This is a genomic window from Planctopirus limnophila DSM 3776, assembly GCF_000092105.1.
GTDB classification, from domain to species: domain Bacteria; phylum Planctomycetota; class Planctomycetia; order Planctomycetales; family Planctomycetaceae; genus Planctopirus; species Planctopirus limnophila.
On record NC_014148.1, the window covers coordinates 3,951,427 to 3,976,018 of the forward strand.

At 53.7% G+C, this 24,592-nt stretch carries 16 protein-coding genes and 1 pseudogene; 10 read left to right on the forward strand and 7 right to left on the reverse strand.

Going from position 1 to position 24,592, the window contains the following annotated elements; genetic code table 11:
- Both PLIM_RS15680 and PLIM_RS15685 read left to right on the forward strand, forming a co-directional pair.
- Window positions 1-1,848, forward strand: coding sequence for a NirA family protein (locus PLIM_RS15680; RefSeq protein ID WP_013111307.1), 1,848 nt, complete (start codon window positions 1-3; stop codon window positions 1,846-1,848).
- Between the two features lie 47 nt (window positions 1,849-1,895).
- Window positions 1,896-3,560, forward strand: a complete 1,665-nt coding sequence (locus PLIM_RS15685) for a sulfite reductase subunit alpha (RefSeq protein WP_013111308.1) — start codon at window positions 1,896-1,898, stop codon at window positions 3,558-3,560.
- Window positions 3,561-3,573: 13 nt separating this feature from the next.
- On the opposite strand, the gene PLIM_RS24775 is transcribed toward PLIM_RS15685, so the two are convergent.
- A complete protein-coding gene (locus tag PLIM_RS24775; RefSeq protein WP_041401942.1) occupies window positions 3,574-3,816 on the reverse strand; it encodes a transposase in 243 nt (80 codons plus the stop codon).
- Window positions 3,817-3,818: 2 nt separating this feature from the next.
- Between PLIM_RS24775 and PLIM_RS15695 the strand changes: the two genes are divergently transcribed.
- Together PLIM_RS15695 and PLIM_RS15700 are read left to right on the forward strand one after the other, a co-directional pair.
- Window positions 3,819-4,067, forward strand: coding sequence for a hypothetical protein (locus PLIM_RS15695; protein ID WP_052301603.1), 249 nt, complete (start codon window positions 3,819-3,821; stop codon window positions 4,065-4,067).
- 189 nt (window positions 4,068-4,256) lie between these two features.
- On the forward strand, window positions 4,257-4,526 hold the full coding sequence (locus tag PLIM_RS15700) for a hypothetical protein (protein ID WP_013111309.1): 270 nt from the start codon (window positions 4,257-4,259) through the stop codon (window positions 4,524-4,526).
- A 191-nt stretch (window positions 4,527-4,717) separates the two neighbouring features.
- Here PLIM_RS15700 and PLIM_RS23080 read toward each other — a convergent pair whose 3' ends face one another.
- The 4 genes from PLIM_RS23080 to PLIM_RS25060 form a co-directional block, all read right to left on the reverse strand.
- Window positions 4,718-5,950: a response regulator gene (locus PLIM_RS23080; RefSeq protein ID WP_013111310.1), complete on the reverse strand. Its 1,233-nt coding sequence runs from the start codon at window positions 5,948-5,950 to the stop codon at window positions 4,718-4,720.
- Entirely contained in the window at window positions 5,940-8,531 is a 2,592-nt protein-coding gene (locus tag PLIM_RS15710) for an ATP-binding protein (RefSeq protein ID WP_013111311.1), read from the reverse strand. The genes PLIM_RS23080 and PLIM_RS15710 overlap by 11 nt, the downstream gene beginning before the upstream one ends.
- A 2-nt stretch (window positions 8,532-8,533) precedes the next feature.
- Window positions 8,534-9,952: a class I SAM-dependent methyltransferase gene (locus PLIM_RS15715; protein WP_052301604.1), complete on the reverse strand. Its 1,419-nt coding sequence runs from the start codon at window positions 9,950-9,952 to the stop codon at window positions 8,534-8,536.
- Between the two features lie 160 nt (window positions 9,953-10,112).
- A complete protein-coding gene (locus PLIM_RS25060) occupies window positions 10,113-10,820 on the reverse strand; it encodes a helix-turn-helix transcriptional regulator (protein WP_013111313.1) in 708 nt (235 codons plus the stop codon).
- A 769-nt stretch (window positions 10,821-11,589) separates the two neighbouring features.
- On the opposite strand from PLIM_RS25060, the gene PLIM_RS15730 reads away from it, so the two are divergent.
- The 6 genes and pseudogenes from PLIM_RS15730 (at window position 11,590) to PLIM_RS24215 (ending at window position 23,107) form a co-directional block, all read left to right on the forward strand.
- Entirely contained in the window at window positions 11,590-13,281 is a 1,692-nt protein-coding gene (locus tag PLIM_RS15730) for an ATP-grasp fold amidoligase family protein (protein WP_013111315.1), read from the forward strand.
- A gap of 68 nt (window positions 13,282-13,349) precedes the next feature.
- Window positions 13,350-14,096, forward strand: coding sequence for a hypothetical protein (locus PLIM_RS15735; protein WP_013111316.1), 747 nt, complete (start codon window positions 13,350-13,352; stop codon window positions 14,094-14,096).
- 74 nt (window positions 14,097-14,170) lie between these two features.
- Window positions 14,171-14,464: a hypothetical protein gene (locus PLIM_RS24210; protein ID WP_041401947.1), complete on the forward strand. Its 294-nt coding sequence runs from the start codon at window positions 14,171-14,173 to the stop codon at window positions 14,462-14,464.
- Between the two features lie 4,829 nt (window positions 14,465-19,293).
- Window positions 19,294-19,878, forward strand: a pseudogene (locus tag PLIM_RS25135) (RHS repeat-associated core domain-containing protein); the annotation flags it as partial.
- A 698-nt stretch (window positions 19,879-20,576) separates the two neighbouring features.
- On the forward strand, window positions 20,577-21,092 hold the full coding sequence (locus PLIM_RS15750) for a hypothetical protein (protein ID WP_013111318.1): 516 nt from the start codon (window positions 20,577-20,579) through the stop codon (window positions 21,090-21,092).
- Between the two features lie 1,340 nt (window positions 21,093-22,432).
- Window positions 22,433-23,107 carry a hypothetical protein gene (locus PLIM_RS24215; protein WP_013111320.1) on the forward strand — a complete coding sequence of 225 codons (675 nt, stop codon included), beginning with the start codon at window positions 22,433-22,435 and terminating at the stop codon, window positions 23,105-23,107.
- Between the two features lie 117 nt (window positions 23,108-23,224).
- On the opposite strand, the gene PLIM_RS15765 is transcribed toward PLIM_RS24215, so the two are convergent.
- Window positions 23,225-23,617: a transposase gene (locus PLIM_RS15765; protein WP_148227140.1), complete on the reverse strand. Its 393-nt coding sequence runs from the start codon at window positions 23,615-23,617 to the stop codon at window positions 23,225-23,227.
- Between the two features lie 360 nt (window positions 23,618-23,977).
- The gene (locus tag PLIM_RS24780; protein ID WP_230849327.1) at window positions 23,978-24,358 is read right to left on the reverse strand and encodes a hypothetical protein; all 381 of its coding nucleotides are present in this window, start codon (window positions 24,356-24,358) and stop codon (window positions 23,978-23,980) included.
- Window positions 24,359-24,592 lie beyond the last annotated feature (234 nt).

The following is a 24,592-nucleotide window of genomic DNA, read 5'->3' on the forward strand; positions in this document are numbered from 1 at the left end:
ATGACCCAAAACAACGGTTTCACTGATAGTCAGAAGAGTTATCTCCAGGGGTTTGCTTTGGGTGCCGACGTGGCCCGCAAGGTGAAAGGCTTGCCTGTCATTGCAGATAGCGGGGGTGGCTGTGTGGAAGCTGTTAACAGTCTGGCGACAACGATTCAAATCGGGCCGCGGGCAACACAAGCCGCATTGCCTGCCACGGGAAGGAATCGAGAACTCGCCGCTCAGGAAAGGTTTCTGGCACAAGGCAAAAAACTCTCAAATGAAGAGCAGGCGAAGCGAGACAAGGATCCATTGTCGATCTGGCCGCAAATGCAGGCGGCGGCGGCGGAAGGCGTGTTTCCCAAGGGAACAGATGTCTTTCTATGGAAGTTTCACGGGTTGTTCCAGGTGGCCCCCGCTCAGGATTCATTCATGTGCCGACTGCGGATCGCGGGGGGCGAACTCAGGAGCTGGCAACTTCGCGGCATTGCCGATCTGGCCCAGGAGCATGCGGGCCATTATCTGGATGTCACGACGCGGGCGAACCTGCAACTTCGCGAGATTTCGGCGGAAAACGGCTGCGCAGTCCATACAAGCCTTATCGAGTTGGGACTCGTCAATAAAGGCTCAGGAGCCGACAACATCCGCAATGTGACTTCGTCGGCGACTTCTGGCTTCGATGCAGACGAGCTGATCGATACACTCCCTTATGCCAAGGCAATGCACCACCATATTCTCAATGACCGGGAGTGTTACGGCCTGCCAAGAAAGTTCAACATCAGCTTCGACGGCGGAGGACGCATCGCGACCCTGGAAGATACAAACGACGTCGGCTTCCAGGCAGTGCGAGTCGCCGAAGTGAACGCGACGAACGCCTGCCCAGCTGGCATCTATTTTCGCTTGACGCTCGGTGGCATCACCGGGCACCACGATTTCGCCCGCGATACGGGCATCCTCATCAAGCCCAGTGAAAGTATTGCCGTCACTTCGGCCATCGTGAAGGTGTTCGTCGATCACGGCGACCGCACCGACCGCAAGAAGGCCCGGCTGAAGTATCTGCTCGATGATTGGGGCTTCGCGAAATTCATCGAACATGTCGAGCGGGAACTGGGAAGGCCTCTCCTCCGGATGAGTAGCGAAGGTTGCGAACCAGCCCGTCCCGTTGATCGCTGGGCTCATATCGGGTTCCATGCCCAGCTGCAAGAGGATCGCCATTACTGCGGCGTCGTGTTGCCTGTAGGTCGCCTCACCTGCGACCAGGCCCGGGGATTGGCCAGGCTTGCGGAAAAACATGGTTCCGGCCGCATCCGATTAACCGTCTGGCAGAACCTGCTCATCCCAGATATCGCGACTGCTGACATCCCTGCCGTCCAGCGGGGAATTGAAAATCTGGGGTTGGAGTGGCGCGCTACGTCTGTACGTAGTGGACTGATTGCCTGTACGGGAAGCGCGGGGTGCAAATTCGCCGCTGCCGACACCAAACGCCACGCGCTGCTGCTGGCAGATCATCTTGATGAGCGGATCGAACTCGACGCACCGATCAACATCCACTTCACCGGTTGCCATCATAGTTGTGCTCAGCATTACATTGGCGACATCGGCTTACGCGGGACGAAGGTCGAAGTCGACGACGATCTGGTCGACGGATACGAGATCGTCGTTGGTGGCGGCTATGCAGACCAGCAGGCCATCGGCCGCCAGCTTTTTCCCCAGGTTCCCTTTACCGAAGTTCCCCGCCTTGTTGAGCGGCTTCTCGGCTTTTATGTCGATGCCCGCGACGAGTGCGAGCCGTTCTCGAAGTTCATCAATCGGCATTCCATTGAGCGACTGCGGGAAGTGACTCACTTCCATCCCGTGCTGGTTCCATAAGCCGATAATCTCCGACCAGTTTCCCCACATCTTTGGGAGTACAAGATATGACTCAAACCTTCTCGATTCTTCCCGAAAGCGCGCCCTTCACGGAAGAGCAGCGCGCCTGGCTGAATGGTTTCCTGGCAGGATGGATCGGACTGCAATCAACAGGCACAACGCCGGGTTGCTCGCCTGAAGCAGTTTTGCCATTGGCCGATTCACCGGAAAGTGAACTCTCTACCACACAGAAAGTGGAAGAGGATTTTCCCTGGCACGACCCGGCGCTTCCACTCGACGAGCGGTTGCGGCTGGCCGAAGGAAAACCATTACAACGGCTGATGATGGCAGCGATGGCACAGCTCGATTGTGGCACTTGCGGTTACAACTGTCAGCGTTATGCCGAGGCCATCATCAGCGGAGAGGAGAAGAGTCTCAAACTTTGCACCCCCGGAGGGAAAGAGACCGCGAAAGTCCTCAAGGAGTTGTTCACCAGGCCTACCGAATCAGGGACCAACAGTCATACGAACGGTCATGCCAATGGGAACACGTCCGGCGGGAAGGTGGCCCACGAAATCCTCGACGCTCTAACAGGTCATTCGGCCAAAGGACAATCGGTCTGGAATCGGCAGAACCCGTACCAAGCCCCATTACGTCTTGTACGGGAACTTAATGGCGAAGGTTCCGACAAGCGAACCTCCCATGTCGAAATTGACCTTACAGGGAGCGGCTTGACCTATCGTGTCGGCGATTCGTTAGGAGTCTATCCGTCCAATTGCCCGGAGCTGGTTTCTAAAGTGGTTCAGGCTGTTGGTGCAAAAGGAGACGAAATGGCGGTCGTCGACGAACAGACGCTGCCGCTCTCGACTGCGCTGGCGGAAAAATTCTGTCTTTCAGAAATCACCGATGAATTGATCGAGCGATTGCTGGCTGTCACATGGGAACCCGAGCATCAGGAATGGCTCCGGCAAGTGATCGCCGAGAGCGACCTGATCGATGGCTGGGATGTTCTCGAACTACTCACGCGGATCTCTCCGTCGCAATTACGACCGGCGGAGTTGCTCGCGGTCCTCTCGCCCTTGAAGCCAAGACTCTATTCCATCAGCAGCTCACTGAAGGCCTGCCCCGACCAGGTTCACTTGACCGTGGGACGTGTCGCATGGGAGTTTCAAGGTCGTGAGCGCAAGGGGGTCGCTTCGACAATGTTCGCCGATCGTCTGAAACCCGGCAGTCGCGTGCGGGTGTTCATACAACCATCGCATGGATTTACGCTTCCAGAAAATCCAGAGACGCCTGTGATCATGATTGGGCCAGGGACAGGAATCGCCCCCTTTCGTGCATTTCTGCAGGAACGCCGGGTGACATGTGCTCCGGGGAAAAACTGGCTCTTCTTTGGTGATCAACGGGCAACGACCGATTTTCTGTATCGTGAAGAACTTGAAGAACTACAGAAGTGTAACCTGTTAACACGGCTTGACTGCGCCTTCAGCCGCGACCAGGAGGAGAAGATCTACGTCCAACACCGAATGCTCGAGCAGGGAGACGAACTCTGGAAGTGGCTCCAAGATGGGGCTCACATCTACGTGTGTGGAGACGCTAAGCGGATGGCTGTAGATGTTGATCAGACACTTCGCCAGATTATTGGTCAGTATGGTATGCTTAGTGAGGAAGAGACAGGAGATTTTGTGGCCAACATGATCCAGTGTCAACGATACTGTCGTGACGTCTACTAGAACCTTTGCACACTCAGAATTGATCGGTTAAGAGGGATGCGAGCCAGAGGAAGCCTGCGAAGTTCGCGGCTTTCTTATCATAACGGGTGGCGATGCGGCGAAAGCGTTTCAGGGCTCCGAAGAACCTCTCGATCACATTCCGATGCCGGTAGCTCTCCTTGACGCACCGCTTTCTTGCCTTGCGGTTGGCCTTCGGTTTGATGCAGGCTTTCGCCCACATCCGCTTCACACGCAGCCGGATCGCGTAGGTGCCCAAAAATGCTGTTCTCCGACGTAGGCAATGACAGTGAAGCCGCTCGTCAGATACCCCTGGCTCGTGGCATCATCCCCCACATTCGCCGCAGAAACACCGCTCATGGAAGTGCACTGGGAAAAACTCCGGAAAGTAACAATACAGAGGTGGTGGAACGCACCATCAGTTGGCTGGCAGGCCGTGGCCGCTTCCATGTTCGCTACGACCGCCATCAGCAGATCATCCCACCTGACCCACGCAGCCCACTGTTTTGACGTACTGGGGAGGCGGGTAGCACGCCTGACAAAGGAATTCTTACCAGCTTCCAAAGTGAACACACGCGGGCCAAAACAGTCTCAGAACCTGAGAACTGATGGAACGTTCATACAGAAAATGCTCTAATGGCTGTTTGGTCCATGAGTGTGGTTAGGGATCACTTCCTGATCTTATGGAAGGAATCAGCGATGTACATTGTTTTAGATCTTGATCTGAGAGTCGTGCATCCCACTGCCAGCCAAGAAAAATTTCGCCAGTATCTTTCGGAAGAAGGGTGGACGCCGAGCCCACGAATCCCTCGATGGTACAAAGTTCTCAAAAAGAATCGTCTACCCGTTACTGCCATTATAAGAGCACGAACGGAAGTCAGTATGCTGGCATCGGCGGCAGGCGTTGTCAGCTACCAAGCGACGGTGCATACCAATGACATTGCGAGAATGTCATGGAAGGAAGGGTGAATTCAACCCCTCATCGATCACACAATCTCTATTCCACCCGGAACATTTCATCGGTCAACCATATTGTGATCTATGGCAATCGTGTCCATCGACACAATCGACCCTTCGAGTCACTGCTTTTCTCCGGATGGCTCAAGCGTTGTTTTTGAGTAGCAGAGTAATCCTGAATCGATCGACCTGTTGAGCGATTCTCAATCTGCCGAGGGAATCAACAATTCTGAGCTGTAAGGCTCATTTGTCAGCATCGCTGCAACATCAAAAGGTGTCAGTTGAGGTGCCCCCATCAACAACTGTTTGGGGATCATGACCTGGAATCCTGCGAAAACGCCTGGTGCTGGATGCACCGTGTCAAGTTTGACTCCAAGCTCAGCAGCCATCAGGTAGATGGGGAGGAGATCCATGGAGTGATCGCTGGAGTCGGAAATGAAGGCATCCACAGCGGCAAACAAAGGTAGTGATTGGTCGACAGTCCATATCTTTTCACGAGCAATCATGGTCAGTATTAAATAGGCAGTGTCGTGATTTTTCACACTCAACTGAATGGCAATATCGTCTCCATCGAGATTGGAGATTCGCCCCAACAGGAGCGAAATTATTGCTACCAGCCTTGTCAAATCACTGACCACTTTGACTCCGGGTGTGATATCACTCGACAAAACGCTAACACCTTCCGGAGACTCCATTTGCTCAAATCGATGAATCGACTCATAGAAGACAGCATTCAGATCCAATTCCTGGATCGACACAGGATCTGTGGGGGTGACTCGATGGATCATACGTGCTAATCGAGTCAGGAATTCGTATTCCGCCGCCCCTTTGTCATTTGTGACGAGCGAATGATTACGAGAGGCCTGATTCTCCCGCAGCTTCTTTGCAGCTTGCGAATAATCCCAAAGCCCATGCAAAGCCTGAGGATTCCAACGCTCTGCTGCCGCACAAAACCCCAGCAGTCCTCGCATGGAGTCACTGTGAGATAACTGTTGCCAGATGAAAGCCTTCTGAGCCAGCAATTCATCGTGGCTGACGCGCAGTTGGTAAAGATCGAGAGCCTGCCTGAGCAATATTCTGAGTGAGTCGAAATCCCAAGGTTTTGTCACATATTGATAGGCACCTCCGGTATTCACCGCAGCAATCGCACTGGGTAAGTCTGAGTACGCAGTTGTCAAGATCCGCACGGTCAAAGGGTGCTGTTTACGAGAGTAGTCCAGAAGGTCAACTCCCTGTTCACCCGGCATCCTCTGGTCTGATAACAGGACTCCGATGGGAGCCTCCGAGTTATCCAGTATCTGTCTCGCATCCGCAGCATTCTGAGCTGTGACAATCGAGAATTCATCGTTGAAAACGCGGTCGAAATACTTGAGCGCAGGAGCCTCGTCGTCGACATAAAGCACACGCGGTGAACTGGCGGGAGTATTAAGCGACATTGGCTGTTTCCATCTTTACGGAAGGAAGGGAGAACGTGAATTCGGTGAACACTCCAGGTTGACTATCAACCTCGATGCTCGATTCGTATTGATTCAAGATCGTGTGACAAACGGAGAGCCCCAGGCCGGTCCCTTTACCGACATCTTTTGTCGTAAAAAACGGTTCGAACAATCGTGAGCGAACCTGGCTTGATATGCCGACGCCGTTATCGCGAACTTTGATGAGAATTCGTGATTCTTGTTCTGCAGCCACGATTTTAATGACGCCACCTTTATCTCCATGACGTTCGACAACCGCATGGGCTGCGTTTGTCAAAAGATTTACAAAAACCTGTACGACATGGCTTTCAACAATCATGGCCTCGATTTCATCTGGAACATCGATCATGACTTCGCACTGATTCAACTCGTGCGAGACAAAACGCCTCGCCATTTCCACCACTCTTGAAAGTGCGACCGGACGACGAGGTGGAGCAGCATCCGGGTGAGCAAATGTTCGCAAATCGCGAGTAATATCTCCAATCCGATTCAGGCTGCTGGTAGCATCATCAAGTGATTCATCAACCAATGCGATGCTTGAAGTCGTTGGACTGCGAGTTTTCATAACATTCTTGGCATAGGCAATCGCCATCTGGGCATGATTGACAGGGTTGTTAAATTCATGTAATAACCCGGCAGCTAAACTACCTATCGCGTTCATTTTCTCCGATTGAATGAGTCGAGCTTCGACTTTTTGCCGCTCTATAATTGCCTGTTCGAGTTCGATCGATCGCTGGCGCAGACTGCTTTGCAGAGTTGCCGCTGCAATCAGATTTCGGCATCGAGTCGTTAACTCGGTAGGGCTGAATGGTTTAGTGAGGAAGTCATCGACCCCGGCTTCGAGCATCTTGATTTTGAACGAGTCGTCGACACGAGCCGTTAGAACGAGAACTTTTGTGTCTTTAGCCGCTTCTGACGTCCGTATTGATTCCGCAACTTCAAGACCCGTTTTGCCAGGCATCATCGCATCGAGAATGAGTAAATCTGGCTTCTTCGTTTCGACCGCTGACACGGCCTCAATCCCATCCCGGCAAACAATCACGTTCCCAAGAACGTCGAGAATGCGAGACAGGCAAAGCCGCATATCAGCATCGTCATCTGCGAGTACAATGGTGGCGGTTGATACTTCCTTGCTGGGCTGACGATCATTCTGAGAACTTTGCTGGCGAACTGAGGCGAGTGCAGCAGCACGTCGTAAGTCTGCCCAACTGTCAAATTCTGGCTCTCCAGCAATTTTGGGGGGTGCGTGTACGACCGGAAACTGAACTGTGACAGTCGTGCCTTTTCCCGGCTGGCTTTCTAAAAGGAGTTCTCCATTGTGAGCTGTTGTAATCTCACGCACGAGCGAAAGCCCTAAACCTAAGCCCTGATATTTTCGAGATTCTGAGTTATCTACCTGGACGAATCTCTGTCCGAGTGATGGAAGGTCGGAGGCTTCCATCCCAATCCCGGAATCGCAGACACGAAGAGTCGTCCATTGGGAATCAGCGGCAGCAGATACCGAAACAGAGCCACCCTCCGGTGTGAATTTGATGCCATTCGAAAGAAGATTCAAAATCACTCGCTCAAGGAGGTATTCGTTTGCATCAATTTCTACATCGTCTTCAGGAAGATCCAGACTCAATAAGACGCCCTTACCACGGGCCAGCGGCTGTGCTGATTCGACCAGAGTTTTCAATTGATGGGAAAGACAATAGCGGTTCTTGATGACTGCATGTGTCGATTGATCGAAACGAACAAGCTCCAAAAGATCATTAATCAACCCAAGCAGTCTCAGGCCACCCTGCTGTATGAGTCTGAGAGCGTCTCTGACTGTCGGCGCCAGGCGTTCTGCTGGCCATGCGAGCATTTCCTCGACGGGTGCCATAATGAGAGTGAGTGGAGTTCGAAGTTCATGGCTGATGTTTGCAAAAAATCGCCCCTTCATCTCGTCAGCAGCTGTCAATTCTGAATTGCGTACTTCCAGGTCGTGTCGAAGATCAAATTCTCGTCGTCTTGCTTGAGAGAAAATATGGCAGGCCGTTGCACAAATAATGGATGTCATGGCAATGAACGTCGAGTTCATGACGAGTGCATCGATTCGCAAGGGAATTCGACTATGTGCAATACAGGCAATGAGATACATCCCCAGAACACCAGAGCAGAATGCGAGAGCCTGCCATGCGTTGTAGGGGAGCAATACACAGGTGCCCAGGATCGTCAGATTTAGGCCCGCATAAAATGGTGATACAGAACCTTCAGTGACATAAAGCATCCAGGCGATCGCGGCAGTTGGAGAATAGGCCCAGATGGTACTCATGAGGCCGACGTGTACCTTATCGGGAATGATAAATAGCGTTGCTAAAACGACACCAACAACAATTTCGCATACGATTCTCGCCCATAGAATCGAATAAAAGGCTTCAGGATAGCCTGCCAAGTCAAGGAGAATCCCCGCAGGGATCAACGTCAATGTGAGAACGCAACCAATGCGCGTACGGCGTAGCCAAAGGTCACGCTGAAGTCGTTCGAAATCGAGATCAAGTTCTGAGGAAGTGGACATTTTTAAACTTCCCCTTCCATCGGCTTTCTGACTTCCAAAAACAGATTTTCACCTGTTGTGTCATCGTAAACGACACATGTGGAGTTTTCTGGTGCCATGGCACGCATCCCACATTCATCACGAAGAACCAAAGTCCATTCAAGAATGTGCTCCATAAATCCTCGGCTGGGATGTTTGGTATGGACATTGGTGACCAAAACTGTCCCTCCTTGAACAACCGAGTCATAAAAGAGTTCAACCAGGCGTTGGCATATCGGATCACTGAGGTAATCAAACAGTCCTGCACAGTAGATTAAATCAAAGTGTTCCTTGGGGAATGGAGGCTCTTCCTCCATAGTTTCCAGCAATTCGTGAATTGACCGTCTTGTGAATTTCACATCGAGGGATGACTTCGAGGAGGCCAGAATCTGCGAAATGGTCGACTTTGCGTGTTCGAGAGCCTGTGCATCAAAATCAAGGAGTTCCAACTCCGTCCAATTCGCGCCTTCACCCGATTGTACGAAACGTTGAACTTCGACGGCAGGCCCGCAGCCCACATTTAACACTCGAAAGCGACGGCCCGAGGAGGCATGCTTTTGGGAATTCTCTTTAAGTTTATTGAGTAAAATATCAATCCGATTGCGGTGGGCCTGGGCTGTCGAAATCTTGAGTGGAAACGAATTGACAATCCGCGCATAGGTGTTGGCACCTTCCCACTGATCTCTGACAATCATATTCACCATCTGATAATCACCTGCATATCCCAATGGCTTTGAAAATGTGCGGTGAATATAGGGCGAGCACATGAGCAGCGGGTGGAGTTCCCGCTGGACAAACGACTTATGGGTATTCACGACCTTACGATCAACGAGTTTTGCCACATGCTCGAATTGATCGAAGAGTTCATAAAACTTAGGAAGAACCTGGCTAGCGACATCCTCAGTGAATTCTGTGACAAGATGATTGGATTGTGGAAGCTCACTCAGACCAGAAACCACCTCGCTATGCGATAGCCAGCGGCTCAGATCCCCCAGAAAATTTCGAATTGTCGTCACGAGTTGTTGGTAAGTGGGTTCAAGGCGCTCCTGAGCAGCAGACCAATCACCCAGAAAATTCTCGACCTCTTTGCGAAGTGCAGGCCCAGGGTGCAGATCGGTCAAATCGGCCCAGGGTTCCACCAATGATGCGGAGACAACCGCCAGCAGCCCTGTATTCACAAGGGTTGTTACAACAGCGCGACCCTGATAGATGGGGCGATCGCCTCGGCGAATGACAACCTGCTGCAAAACTTCACTGACCTGGACAATCGAATAAGGGTTGTAGACCTCAAACACAATCGCTGCTCGACTGAGCCGCAAAATTGTTCCGATTGCTGCCGTTCCCTGGCAGTTTTTAAAACTGACGACATTGTCGGCAGCCAGCTTTCCGATCTTCGCCATCATGATTCCTTGTTGTGGTGATTTTCGGAATGATCAAGTTGAATCAGAATCAGCAACTGTAGATTCCATCAAGGTAAAGAATCCTGATGGCGTTTTCATCGATTCTTCGCAAGAAAACATCCTCTAGTACAGCTGAGAGCATCACAGACATTCGAAAAGAACATTAGTAGATGGGAATAGCTTCCTGATCACGAGGTCGCCGGATGGTCTGGGGATCGAAATCTTCGTCTAATAGTTGAACGCGTTCAAGATTCTCGATGTGAAAACCGCAAACTTTCTGATGCAAAGATGAGTGTGCGAAAACCTTCCAGTTTTGAGTACTCAGCTCAAGCCAAAGTGGTGCGGAAAGTGTTGACCAACTGCCACTCTGATTTTGTGAGCAGACCCAAAGCCGTGCTTTCTTTCGTGTTTCGATAGATTTTACCAGAGAGGCCAGACAGCCATGTATGGAAACATCTTTGGCAGGTGGTTCAAACTGAATTGCCTGCATTACACGGAGCATGAACTCCTTATGGTTCGTTGAGAGTCCTTCAAGAACTTCTGCTACAAATGCATCCGTCAGTTGTTTGACGGCTGGTAGAGATTGCAAATTTGATGACAAAACGGCCATTAACAGCATGGCGGTATCTTCAGGCCGAATTCTTGGCAATTTGAACCGAGATTTCATCAACCAGATACCGCCATTTTCCGTTTGATGCACGATTGGCAATCCAGCATCACGGAGCAGTGCGATATCTCGAAAAATTGTCCTTCTGCTGACCTCAAGGTCTACAGAAAGATCGGCAACGCATCTTCGACGTCCCGTCTGCAACAAAACGACCAGCTTGATCAGTCTTTGAAGACGTTCTTTGGTTCCGCTGTTCTGTGTCATATCAAAATTTGGCCCATCCCATCCCGAACTTTACTCGCACAACTGTAGTTTGATCATCTGGGATTCGCCATGCAGAGTCTTGGATTCTGGATACCGTGTTGGATTCTGGGCCCCGTGCAAAACGGGCTTTTTTGAGTTGAGAATCGCTGGAGCGACCGGGGGCAGATGAGCTCGAAAGTGAATGCTTCCTGAAAGCCCAGGAACCCATAAGCACTCCAATTCGGGTTTCGATTCCTATTTGAGACTCAACTGGATGCAAAGTTGCCGAACACTTCCAGACGGATGCAATCCACTGAAACTCTCGGCATGTTTCCCTTGAGATGATGTTCAGAGAATCGAATTCTGATTTCTAAACCAATGGCTTGAGCCAACGGGCGACGTGGCCGGATTGATCGGTTTGATTTTGTTTCAACGAACAACGCAGAATTGTGGCTGCAATTGCATCGGGCTGAATCACTGGAATGTTTTGCACCCTATGTGAAGGTGAGTCGCTCATGGAAATCATCTGGCCCGTTCCATGAAGACCGAGTCACCCGGGCCAATCTGATCTGCTGACGAGTTCAGAAACACGTTCTCTCTCGATACGGATTTGAGCACCTCAATAATCCGGAGCATCGTGTGGAACTCACGCGGCCCACCAAATTGTGGCGTCGTTAACGAAATTTTTTGGTGTGTCTTCGAGGACTGACAATTCTCCGCAGATTTAACCCACTGACCGAATAGCGCAACAACCTCCGTTAGGGTGAGAGCCCTGTTTTGGAGGTGTGTCGTGCTGCATGTTGTCACTTGTCTGTTTAATCCTTGTCGGTATCAGCGGATCTGGAACAATTATGACCGGTTCCGTGAACAGTTGAAGGCTCCATTGACCACCGTCGAGCTCTCATTCGACGGAACGTTTCATGTGCCAGATGCCATTCAACTGCAAGGCGATCCTGCAAAGCACACGCTCTGGCAGAAAGAGCGATTGCTGAACCTGGCGATTCAGGCTGTCCCAGAATCCTTTGATGCCGTTGCCTGGATCGATGCCGACGTGCTCTTCACGGATCCTGATTGGCTGGAACAAACCGAACAAGCTCTCGAACGATTTCCGATTGTCCAGCTTTTTGACAACGTCGAGTTACTCGATGCCAGCAGGCAACTGCTTGAACGTCGCCCGGGAGTCGTGGCCAAGTATCTCGAAACGCGGAACTCCTCTGTTCAATTGGCCCACCCCGGTTTCGCCTGGGCGGCCCGAAGAAACGCGCTCACCGCTGGTCTCTTCGATCAGGATGTCGTCGGTGGAGGCGACACCACCATGCTCCATGGCTGGTTAAAAACACCTTCTCCATTCCTCGATGAATTGCGATCTGCCGGATGGCGGAGGGCGATTTCTCATTGGGAAGACCACGCTTATCCCGCAGTCAACGGTGAATTGGGAGCTTTGTGTGGCACCATTCAACATCTGTGGCACGGTGACCGCAAAAATCGTCATTACGTTGATCGGATGCGCTGGCTCACAGAGCACGATTACGACCCTGCGACAGACCTGAGGCTCGATGACCAGGGGTTGTGGACCTGGAGTTCTCACAAACCCGCCATGCATTCGGCCATTCGCCGCTATTTTCAGATCCGGCAGGATGATGGCCCGGTTCCACCACACGATGCGATCAGAGTTTCAATTTCGAAAGACATCGAGAATCCCGCACACCCCCCTGTCTGCACCCCCTCAGCATCCTCAGGTGCAGTGGGCGAAGCAAAATCAAACGAGATACCAGATCGGTGGAGTTACCGCTGGCAGCGTGAGCGGGTAAACGGCATTCGCTCACAACTTCGCGATAACAGGCTGAGTATCGATAAGTTGTTCGCCAAGAATGTGGTGGCTAATCAAGGTTACCGTGTCCCACGTTCATTAGCAGGAGATGATCTATCATTTGTCCTGAAACCCAACTCCGAAAGCTGTGCCAAAAACGTCGTGGTCGTGCAAAACGGACAAATCCGCTTTGGACAGCAGTATGGCAATGTGTTGGAAGAGCTGGTTGTCGATGAGAATGGGCAGGTACCACCTCGGGATTTCAAATGCTATTGCTTTGGGTACGAAGTCAAACTGATTCAGGTCATCAATCGCCTGACAAAAACATTCGCTTACTATGATCCACTTCATTGGGAAGCGCTCCACGATGTCTGCGGCCGCCCCTGGGAGGATCACGCACGGCCTGAACGCTTACCCGAACTTCTGGCAATGGCCCGCCAACTTTCGAGGCTCTTTGATTTTCCTGTGCGTGTCGATGCCTACATCACTTCTGAGAGTGTGGTCTTTGGTGAATTCTGCCTCGCTTCCGGCCTAGCACAAAATCTCCAGCCAGCAGCCGACGCCCTTCTGGGACGCTGGTGGCGGGAACATTTCGACGCCCTGGGAATTGCCGACGAATTCAGCCGCGATGACTTTCCTCAAGCCTATCTCCCCCAGATCCAGGCTCACTGAGCCTTCTTCGCCTCCGCGAAGCCGTTATCCGCTTTTCGCTTTCCCAGCCTCTTTCTGCGAGGAAATAGATGCTCTCTGCAGCTCAAGCCCATGAATCGAACGAAACATCCCACTGGGGCGTAGGGATCACCACGGCTCCACGAGAGATTCCCACATTAGATGCCACGCTGGATTCTGTATCTCGTGCCGGTTTCACAGAGGTACAACTCTTCGCAGAACCAGACACACCGCTGCTATCCCGCAAGAGTTCTCATCGACAGAACGTCACCATCTCTCAACGCGGCACCACGCTCGGAGCATTCCCCAACTGGTATGTCTCGCTTACGGAACTGGTGTTGTCGCAGCCAAGAGCGAAGGGCTATCTACTCCTGCAGGATGATGCGGAACTCGCGGCTTCTCTGGTGCCCTATCTGGAGCAGAACTTCCCCGAATGCCCATTGCCGCAGGGGATTTACTCCCTCTATTGCCCAGCTCATGAAGCCCGGCCTCAAACTCGCGGCTTTGTCGCAATTGATCCTGGCTGGCAAGCCTGGGGAGCCCTCGCGTATCTCGTCTCACCTCTCACCGCCCGGCGTCTTCTCACCGACCGCACAATTCTTGACCATCGACCCCATGGGGCAGCTGCCGGGCTGAAGAACATCGATTCGGTCGTGGGCTGGTGGTGTCGCCGGGCCGGTGTCCCTTACTTCGTGCATCAGCCCAGTCTGGTGCGCCATCTGGGCGAAACCAGCACGTTGTGGCCACACGCCACCGCCACGGGACAACGCCAGGCTCGCGATGTCATCACCGATGCCAGCGCAACATTTTCGCATTAGGTGAAGGCTGTGATTTTCTGCCTGTCTCGCACTTCCCGCCTTCTTCCCCTTCCCCTCGTTAGAAAGCCCATCCCTTGTCCACCGACACCCCACCGCTCCCGTCGTTCGTCACTCGTCTGAAGCATTTCTTTTCGGCCCTTACACAACATGCTGCCGATGGCTTCGAAAAAGTCTCGGAAGAACAACTGCAAGAGCGGCTTTCGATCTGCCAGCAATGCCCTTCGTTCACCGGAACTCATTGCCGGGAATGCGGCTGCTCGTGCTCGGGCAATAACACCTTTCTCAACAAACTCGCCTGGCGATCCGAAGCCTGCCCTCTCGCCAAATGGCCCGCCCTTACCGAAGAAACCCCGCCCGCCACCACCTGAGATTCTCCCATCGGTTGATCGAATCTTCTGCCACTGCTCCTTCTCGCCCTTTCGCCTGTTTTCTCACCCTCCCGCACTGTGTCCTCTCCCAGAAAGACTCTTCCATGTCCACAGAACCCTTCGTCAGTGACGTTTCCATTACTACAGGCAACTCCGAGCACTGCTCCGCGCCCGATACGGCTCAAGCTCCCGGCTGTAGCTGCGAATGTCCGCCCACTTGCCCGGCGAAAACCGAGCCCAAATCCACCACCGACCAGTCCATCCGCTACTCCACGGGCGAAATCTCCTACCGCGTGAACGATCTTCCTTCGCTGACAGCCGGTGGTATTCCCTGGGGACACAGCCGCAGCTTCACGCCGCAGCTCGAATTCGATCAGAACGTTGGCCAGGGCTGGAACTGGCACGTCGCCCATGTCCCTTACCTGATTCTCCGCGACACTGAAGTCATCGTCATGGGCCGCGGCCTCGCCGAACTCTGGTTCGACCGCGATGAAAACACCTTTGCGCCTCGTTTCGGCATCAAGCAGCAACTCACCTACAACGCCACCACTCAAAACTACACGCTCCGTTCTGTCGATGGCGATCTCCAGATCTTCGACAATGAAGGTCTCTTCCTCCGCCAGGTTGATCCCGCAGGGAATCAACTCGTTGTCGAAGCTCTGCTCACAGGCACTCAACTCCCCGCCTCGATCAAACGTGTCACCGGCGATGTCACCGAGCAATACGCCTACAGCTACACCTCGGGCGGCCCCGCAGGTTCACTTCTCACCGAAGTCGTCCTTCGCCGCAAAGTCGGTTCCGGCAGTTGGCAAAATGTCGCCTCTGCTATTTACACCTATTACGCCAGTGGCAATCCCTTTGGCGATACCGACGACCTGCAGACAGTCACCACTCGTTCCTGGCAGAACAACGCCTGGCAAGACACCGGCACGACTCTTTATCGCTATTACCTGCCGCAAGCAGCTTCTTCGGGAAGTAGCGGTGCCATTCCCGCCCAGCGTGGCCATCTCCTCCGCTATGTCGTCAAACCTTCTTCGTTCGACCGCCTCGCTGCCGATCCCGCAGTCAGCGATCCGCTCACCGCTGCCAACAGTCTCGTCGCCCTCTATGCCGATTACTACTTCGAGTTCGATGAAGCCCGCCGCGCGACCCGTGAAGTCCGCTCCAGTGGCTCGCAGATCTTTGATTACGAATACACCACCAGCAGCTTCTCAGCCGCCCACAACCACTGGCACACGAAAACCGTCGAAACCCGGCCCGATGGCTCACGCCACGTCGTCTTCACGAATGCCGATGGTCGCGTCCTGCTGAAATCGCTCGAAACCGGTGTCAGCCCCGCCCTCGAAGAGTGGATCGATTACTATCGCTACAACTCGAATGGCTACGTCGAATTCCACGCCCATCCCGATGCCGTCATCGGCTACGACGAAGAGCTGCCTGATCTCGTCGAATACTCTCCCTCCACCAACACTGCCACCTATCTCTACAACAACACCGGCCTCATCGAACGCTACACCTACCACGCTCCCACCGCCTGGCTCACCAGCGAATCGGTGCAGGAAGGTCTCGCAGGTACGCCGCGTGTCGTTCGCGAAATGGAATACATTCCCTGCTGCCACGGCAGCACTTCCAGCAGCAGTTCCTCCGGTTCCAGCAGCAGTGGTGGAGGTAGTAGCTCAAGTAGCGAACCCTGCCGCTACTTCCTCTCCCAGGAAACTCTCTATCGCGACGAAAACGCCACCACCGCCGCCATCACCACTTACGACTACACGTTCTACGAGGGAACCTGCGCCATCCACGAACGCGTCACCACCCTCCCGCTCGTCTCTCTCGTCGAACACGGCTCTGGCGTTAACAACACCCGCCGCGAAGTCTACGACCTCTACGGACGCCTCACCTGGAGTCGCGACGAACGCGGCGTCATCACCCACTTCGTCTACGATGAACTCACCGGCTCCCTCATCCAGCGGATCGCCGACGCCGACACCGCGCTCCTCACCGGCGTCCCCACAGCTCTATCGTCTCTCTGGGAAACTCTCCCGCAGTTCGGCCTCCACGCGATCACCGATTTCACGGTCGATCCCCAGGGCCGCACAATCCAATCTCTCGGCCCCGTCCACAACATCGACCTCGCCGGAACGGCAACAGCGGTCCGCACCGCCTCCTGGATGCTCTACGACGACGCCAACCACACCTCCTACAGCGCCCAGGGCTACATCAAGACCAGCGATTCCTCCGCGACACTCGTCAACCCCATCTCGATCACCATTGCCGATAGTGCCGGAAAGACTCTCGTCTCGGCTCACGCCACCCTCTCCAGCACTGCAGGCGATCTCGCCACCTGCCTGAGCACCCACGGTGCCGTGACCCAGGCCGATTACACCCGCCTCAGCACCTTCCAGTACACCGAGTGCTGCCTCGCTGCCTCTCAGCGGGCCTATCACACCATCCCCACCACCGGCGAAGGCAGCCCCGGCACCCACTACGACCAGACCTCCTTCGGCTACGACGCCCTCAAACGCCGTGTCCGCACGGTCTCTCCCGGCGGCACCATCTCCGCAGTCGTTCTCGATCCCCGCGGTCTCACCTTATCAACCTACATCGGCACCAACGATACCGGCGCCACCGAACAGGATCCCACCGGCGCCACGGCTCCCGGCGGCAGCCATCCCTCGAACAACATGGTTCTCGTCTCCGCAGCCGAGTACGACATCGCGGGCCGCCCGATTCTCTCGACACAACACGTCGATAGCAGCACCACACGGGAAACCAGCTATAGCTACGATTACCGTGGCCGCCGCCTCGTCACCCACGGCGAAGAAAACTTCTGCCAGAAAGAAACCTACGACTTCCGCGGCCAGCTCATCCGCAGCGAACGCTACGACGGCTCTCCCACCGGCACACTCTTAAGCCGCAGCGAGACCGATTACGACGCCCTCGGCCGCCCCTACCAATCCCGCCGCTACGCCGTCAACCCCTCCACTGGTAGCGTGGGGAACGCCCTCATCGACCGCACCTGGTACGACGCCTCCGGCCAGGTCGTCAAATCCCTCCCCTCCGGCTCGAAACTCTTCACCAAGAGCCAGTTCGATGGCCTGGGCCGCACTGTCGCCACCTTCGCTGCCTACGATCTCGATGAATCGGCCTATGCCGACGCCTTCGACCTCTCCGACGACATCGTCATCGAATCCTCCCACACCACCTTCGACCTGGCGGGCCACGCCCTCTCCAGCACCTCGAAGCAGCGTTACCACACCGCCGACGACACCGAACCCGGCGAACTCGGCCACCCCACCAGCACCACCCAGCCCCAGGCACGCGTCACCCATCAAGCCCTCTGGCACGATGGCATCGGCCGCACTCTCGCCACCGCCAACTACGGCACCAACGGCGGCTCAGCATTTACTCGGCCTGCACTCATTCCTGCTCGTTCTGATACTATCCTTGTCAGTAGCCAAACTTACGACGAAGCGGGCAACCTGTTCGAAACCACCGATCCCGCTGATATGACCACACGCTTCATCTACGATGATGCCGGTCGCCGCACGCAGGCCATCGAAAACTATGTCGCTTCACCTGTGGGGAGTGATGAAAACCGCACCACGAATATGACTTACAGTGCCGATGGTCAACTCGCCACACTGGTTGCGGTGAATGCTTCCACAGGGAATCAAACCACCACCTACACCTACGGCACTACGCTGGCAGATTCCGAAATCGCCGCCAGCAGCCTGCTGCGCTCGGTCGCTTATCCCGATTCCACCGGCAGCAGCGATGAGGTCTTTCTGACATATAACCGTCAGGGCCAGCGGCTGTCACTCACCGATCAGATCGGCACTGTCCACCACTACGAATACGATGGACTGGGACGTTTGACGGAAGATCAAGTCGCCACCCTGGGCACAGGTGTCGATGGTGCGATACGTCGTCTGGCGACGACCTATGACGAACGCGGGCTGGTGCATCAATTGACCAGTTTCGATGCCGCCACCTCAGGAAATGCTGTTAATCAGGTGCAGTTCAAGTACAATGACTTCGGGCAGTCGATCCAGACGTTCCAGGAGCATGGCGGCACCGTGAATACCGGCACTTCACCCAGCGTGCAGCGAGGTTACGCCAACGGCAGCACAAATACAGTGCGCCCACTGAGCCTCACCTACCCCAACGGCCGGGAACTCACCTACGACTACGGCACCACCCACGAAATCAACGATGCCCTCAGCCGCATTGGCTCGATTGTGGATGATGACACGACCCACCTGGCCGATTACGAGTTCCTCGGCCTGGCAGGCGTCATCCAGCAGACCAGCCCCCAACCCAATCTACGGTACACGCTGGCGGGAGGTTCCAACGATCCTGACACTGGAGACATCTACACCGGCCTGGATCGTTTGGGCCGGGTGAAGGACTCCCGCTGGTACAGCACCTCCACCAACGACGACCTCTCCCGCATCCAGTACGGCTACGACAGAGCCTCGAACCGCATCTGGCGGAAGAACCCCATCGCCACGGCCAACAGTGCCGAATACGACTGGCTCTACACCTACGACGGCCTCCAACGCCTGAAAACCGCCAACCGCGGCACACTCAACGGCACCCAAACCGCCCTCACCTCCACCGCGTTCAAGCAGGACTGGAATCTCGACCCCACCGGCAACTGGGAAGGATTCAAGCAGAGTGACAACGGTTCCACCTGGAGCATGGAACAGGAACGCACCGCCAACCCGGTCAATGAAATCACCGACATCACCAACACGGTGGGAAGTGCCTGGGCCGACCCGGCCTACAACGCTGTCGGCAACATGACCACCATCCCCAAACCCAAGCAGATGGACGAAGCCTACACGGCCACCTACGACGCCTGGAACCGGCTCGTCAAACTGGAAGAAGAAGTCTCCAGCACTTTGGAAACCGTCGCCGAGTACCATTACGACGCGCGGAACTTCCGAGTGGCTGTCAAAACCTACAACTCCGGAGTGCTGGACGAAACCACCCACGCCTACTTCACAGATGGTTGGCGAAACATCGAGGAACGGATCGACTCCAATTCGACACCCTCCCAACACCACATCTGGGGCCTGAGATACATCGACGACCTCATCCTCCGCGACCGCACCACCGCTTCCACATTGGACGAACGCCTCTACGCCCTCCAAGACGCCAACTGGAACGTGACGGCGGTCGCAGGCGAAGGCGGCGACCCTCAGGAACGCATTGAGTATGACGCTTATGGAGTGGCAACCGTTAATTCACCATATTTCGACAGCCTTTCAGCCAGCGACTTCAATTGGGAAACAACGTGCTGCGGATATTGGCACGATCTACGCACTGGACTGAGTGCCATACGACACCGATTTTACTTTCACGGACTCGGGCAATGGACTTCTCGTGATCCACTGGGTAGCCTTGCGGGTTCGCATTTGTACCAGTACGCATTATCAATGCCGACTAGTTTTTCCGACCCTTTTGGACTTCAAGAGGAAAGTTCACATGAGGATTGGATGGCCGAGTGGGTGCTACGCAATCCCAAATGGGATAAAGGCCTAAGCCCTCGCAAGAAAGAATTAGTTAACCAATACTTGACTTCCACCGTAAGGCGAGGCTGTGTCGGACTTACTTGTGTAGAACTTGGAATTAAAGAAGGCAAAGGGGACAAAACATGGCCAGATATGAGAAATTGCTACGCCACTCTATCCGAAGCGAAGGATAGAAAGAACGTAATGGAGGAACAAAATATCTGCAAAGGAAAAAACTGCAATCACGAGAAAGCAAGGCCTAGAATTTACTCGATCCATTTCTGGAACAATCGGGGAAAGAACAGAACGAAGCCTGACGCCAGTAAGAACTCTTCGACTGGTAAGATTGATCTTTCTAACTGGGATCGAGTGAGAAGGCCTCAACTACCTGGAGATTCTAACTGGGTCAATTTTGACTATGGATATCTTAACGATGACGGCATGATGGTACACGCTGATCACGAACACCGACCTGATCTCCCAGGGGTCGGGCCGATGACAGTGCTAACGAGCTCCGTCGAAGACTGGATGGTAAATAATACGGACTTTAATTACGAGGTGTGGTGTGTCGCATGTGAAACTAACGAGGCAATAAAATGAGAAGTCAGTTTGTAATGCACCTCTCCCTTGCAGCATGCATCTTTGGATGTGGCATCGACGAATCTAAGGCGGTGAAAACCACGGCCTCGCAGCCACCCTATTACAATCCCAAGGCAGTTGAATCGAATCCAGATGGGGCCACACTGGAAGAGCATGATACGAAGAATAAGAGCGATTTCCGTTCAGCAATCCCTTCTCTTAGCCTTTATGAGCCAAAGATCACGAGACTACGCGGAAAAATCGTAGAAAGGCATGATCTTGCCAAGATGCATAAGTATTATTTAGTTAGCGACACCGGTGAGTTTTATGCACTTGACAAATGGGTTCCTGCCAATCAGGTGCTCAACACAGAATGCGATGTGATTGGAGTGAGCATGGTTCCCACGCCTAGACATGCAGAGCAACTCGTTTTAGAGGCCAATTCGCAAATGCTTCCAGGTCAGTCGATCCCAAAATCTCCCATTAAAGGGGTGTTGCATGATGTTTCTGTTACAGCTGTAGGCGATGAATGATGCGAGCACAAGCAAGGTACGGCAGTCCCGCCGGGTGACATAGGTTGCTCGTCTTCGAGCTACCTGTGTGCCAGCGGCACAGGCGGTTTTGGCTCGCCTGCGATCGTTTCGCTTGTGCCCGGCCGAAACCCATTGATTCCACCCGAACCCAGTTCAAACCAACCCCAAACTTTCTCCTGACCCATTTCCGCCCCCATCCCTTCAACCCCGGCCGTCATCCCTGGCGGCCGGTTTCTTTTCCTCTCCCATTTCCCTTCCTCTCTTCACAATTCCCTCCCCATCCACCTCGAACCAAACCCATCCCCAACCCCTTCTCTCCCAATCCATCCCCCACCCCATTCCCGAAAGCCTCTCCCATGACCACACGAACTGTCGAAACCCCCAACCCCGCCACACCCTCCGCCAGTTTCCCCCTGGTCCCCCTCCTGAAACCCGCCTCCGGCAACCTCACCCTCACCGCCACCGTTTACCGTGATTCCGGCGACGACACCCCCACTCTCGTCACGGTGAAAAATCAAACCGGCGCTACGCTGGGATCAACAACCCTGACCACACCGCCAGGAAACCTGACCGCGAACATCAGCATCCCCGCAACAGCAATACAAACCTGCCAAGTCAAACCCACGATCGAATGCACGCCAGAGCCGCCAGTCTTAACCTCGTGTTGTGAACAACCAATTCCGAGAACGTTGACGGTGACGACTGAAATCACTGGTGACACTAGCAACGTCGGAGGTACTTATAAGATTAAGTATAGGCCAGAAAGTACCTTTTACGCACCGGCTGAATGGTGGTCTGAACCCTCCGCGGGAGGAGATTGCCAAGATGTTGTACTGCTATGTAGTCCTTCCTGGGCTTCCGATGAACTACGGCTCGTTGTTCAGGGAACATGCGACAGGGGCACTTATTTTGACAATGAGGTAACAGTTGTCTCGTGCTCTCCGCTATTGATCGAGTTTACATTCACCGCGACAGGCATCTATAGCCCAGAGGAAAACATGGTAGTGACCGGAACTATCACGGAGTAACGAAGCTTATTCTCGAAGGAGGTCACAGCGTACATTGAATCGAGGTATTCATGGTTCAAGGGCATGGATATAAGTCTACTTCCCACTGTTTGTTCATCTTTTGAACTGCTCCAACCCATAGACACCACCAGAACCCAGTTCAAAACACCCCTAAACGTCCTGCTGCCCCATTTCCATCCCCACACCCTCAACCCCGGCCTTCATCCTTGGCGGCCGGTTTCTTTCTCGTCGGGCCTTTTTTGACCTTTCCCACCACACCACTGACCCATTCTCTCTTTTCCCTTTCAAATCTCCTCTTCGAGGCACACCGCCATGTCCAATGAACGCCATGTTCTCACACCCAATCCCGCTACCAATGTTTCCTGTCTTCCAATGACGCCGCTCCTCAAGCCCTTCGCAGGCGATGCAACGGTCGAAGTTACCGTCGATCGTGACACCTCCTACACCGGCCCCTATACCGTTCAGATCCGTCGTCAAGGCGCCACCATCGCCTCGACCACTGTCGCCGCACCCGACGTTCAAGAAACGATCTCACTCAACGTCCCAGCCACGCAACTCACAGGCTGTGAACTTAAACTCGAAGCCTGCGTACAAACCTTTGTCTCTGTCCCCTGTTGTACGGAACAAATCCCTGCATCTCTAAACGCTCGGTTGGATTTTGATTCTCTGTGTCCATGCGACGAACCAATCTCTGTAGCGCTGGACTACAATCCAGCGTCCCAGAAATGGGAAGGAACTGCGGACGTCTACCCCTGCCCGGAAGTATTGGAGGAGAGCAACTCAAAAACATGGTACATTTCCCTCGCTTGTAGCGAAGAATGCAGTAGTGGATGGGAATTGCAGATGAGTCCCTGTGAGGGAGAACTTGAGTGTTCAACATCCGGAGGTTGCTCCCCAATATCACTTGAATTCAGCGCTGCCGCACTGTTTGACTGCTGCGGAAACTCGTCTATCTATGGCAATGTCCATGTCACTATTTCAGGGTAACCGCAAAGTACAACAAGATTTTGTTGCCTCCCTCGACCATGACCTCTCTGCTCATTGACAACTCTGCAAAGCGTTTCTCCCACACCCCTGCCCGGGATCACTCTCCGGCAGGGGCTTTCATCCTGCCCGCTCTGCCGCCGCTCTCAGAGGCGGATGTAACGTCCGTCCATCCAGAATGACGGCTGTGGGCTCAGTCCCGCGATCGGCGACCAGTCGAAAAATGGCCCTTAAATCGGCCTCGAAGACTCCCGCATCCAGCCAACGCCGGGCCTGCTGATCGACCGCATCCCATGGAGGAAAGTCATGAGGCAGAAAACGCCACCGGACACCCGTGCGAACGAGATAACTTATCGCATTGAACACCTCTCGCAAAGAATGCTTGCTTTGCGGAGCATCCTCGCACACGAGAGCCAGATAACCCACCAACAATTCCCATTCGTCATCCATGACTTCTGTGGATAAGCCTTCCGGGATGTGTCCATGGTCGCTAAAGAAAAATGCAGCTCTCACGTAAGCCCATAACAGCCTATAGGCATTCTACTTTTGCTCTTCATCGGCTTCTGTCTCTTTTTCGCTGGATTGTCTGGAGAAGAAAATGGCTGATATCACCATGCCTGAAATCGCAATTAGAATGAGCCATTCAGTTACCTCGGGACTAAAAAGTTTCTTCTGTTTCCATTCTATCAGGAGAGACCGTAACCAAAACCAAATTCCCCATTTATTCATCTGAATACCCTTTCACAACTTCAGAATCCGACCTCGCAGTATCATCCGGTCCGCGTCACAAAATCACATGGCGTCATTCTCCAGGGAATGATGCCGTGTTCATCAACCCACTTCGTGGAGTTAGACCAGTTCTCTAAGGGACATCTACCCGGGAAAGTCTTTCATTTGAGAGAGTGAGACACCCAGAAATCCACTTCGCAGTCCACTGTTACGTAGCACACGGTTCGCCTGCATATTGAGCCAAAAGAACGAGAAGACGCTCAAAAGCGGAACCAACGCCAGAAATGGAGCAAGTGCGGCAACTAGTGAAGCGATGGTCTTCCACGCCGGAAGCCTGATTACCAGGCACAGTCGGATGATGGCGGCCATCTGTAATAGCAAGACCAAGATTCGAAGTGGCCAGAGAATGAGTAATTGTGGCCAAAAAAACATCGCAATCGGGAGGGGCAGCAGAGAGAGAATCAATAGCTTCTGAGCGATGACAACGTCTCTTAAATTGATCGATTGTTTCTGTGCTGACGCCATTTGGCGCGTCACCTCAACGGGACGTGTTGTTGAATTGAACTGTTGTCGAGACTTTTCTGGCAACTCGAGCTGACGTCCACTCGCCCGAATAGTTCCTGAAATCATCAGTTTCAACCCACATTGAGGACATTCGGGCGGCAATCCAGTTCGAATATCGTTTGAAGAGATTGCATGCGAACATTGAGGACAGTTCATGCTTTGAATTGGCGATTTCTGAGAACGCGGACGGGCCGT

What these genes read in the sequence shown, in the direction of transcription:
- PLIM_RS15680 (WP_013111307.1), top strand. Translation starts at nt 1, where the DNA reads ATGACCCAAAACAACGGTTTCACTGATAGTCAGAAGAGTTATCTCCAG.
- PLIM_RS15685 (WP_013111308.1), top strand. Translation starts at nt 1,896, where the DNA reads ATGACTCAAACCTTCTCGATTCTTCCCGAAAGCGCGCCCTTCACGGAA.
- PLIM_RS15695 (WP_052301603.1), top strand. Translation starts at nt 3,819, where the DNA reads ATGCTGTTCTCCGACGTAGGCAATGACAGTGAAGCCGCTCGTCAGATA.
- PLIM_RS15700 (WP_013111309.1), top strand. Translation starts at nt 4,257, where the DNA reads ATGTACATTGTTTTAGATCTTGATCTGAGAGTCGTGCATCCCACTGCC.
- PLIM_RS23080 (WP_013111310.1), bottom strand. Translation starts at nt 5,950, where the DNA reads ATGTCGCTTAATACTCCCGCCAGTTCACCGCGTGTGCTTTATGTCGAC.
- PLIM_RS15710 (WP_013111311.1), bottom strand. Translation starts at nt 8,531, where the DNA reads ATGTCCACTTCCTCAGAACTTGATCTCGATTTCGAACGACTTCAGCGT.
- PLIM_RS15715 (WP_052301604.1), bottom strand. Translation starts at nt 9,952, where the DNA reads ATGATGGCGAAGATCGGAAAGCTGGCTGCCGACAATGTCGTCAGTTTT.
- PLIM_RS25060 (WP_013111313.1), bottom strand. Translation starts at nt 10,820, where the DNA reads ATGACACAGAACAGCGGAACCAAAGAACGTCTTCAAAGACTGATCAAG.
- PLIM_RS15735 (WP_013111316.1), top strand. Translation starts at nt 13,350, where the DNA reads ATGCTCTCTGCAGCTCAAGCCCATGAATCGAACGAAACATCCCACTGG.
- PLIM_RS15750 (WP_013111318.1), top strand. Translation starts at nt 20,577, where the DNA reads ATGAGAAGTCAGTTTGTAATGCACCTCTCCCTTGCAGCATGCATCTTT.
- PLIM_RS24215 (WP_013111320.1), top strand. Translation starts at nt 22,433, where the DNA reads ATGTCCAATGAACGCCATGTTCTCACACCCAATCCCGCTACCAATGTT.
- PLIM_RS24780 (WP_230849327.1), bottom strand. Translation starts at nt 24,358, where the DNA reads ATGGCGTCAGCACAGAAACAATCGATCAATTTAAGAGACGTTGTCATC.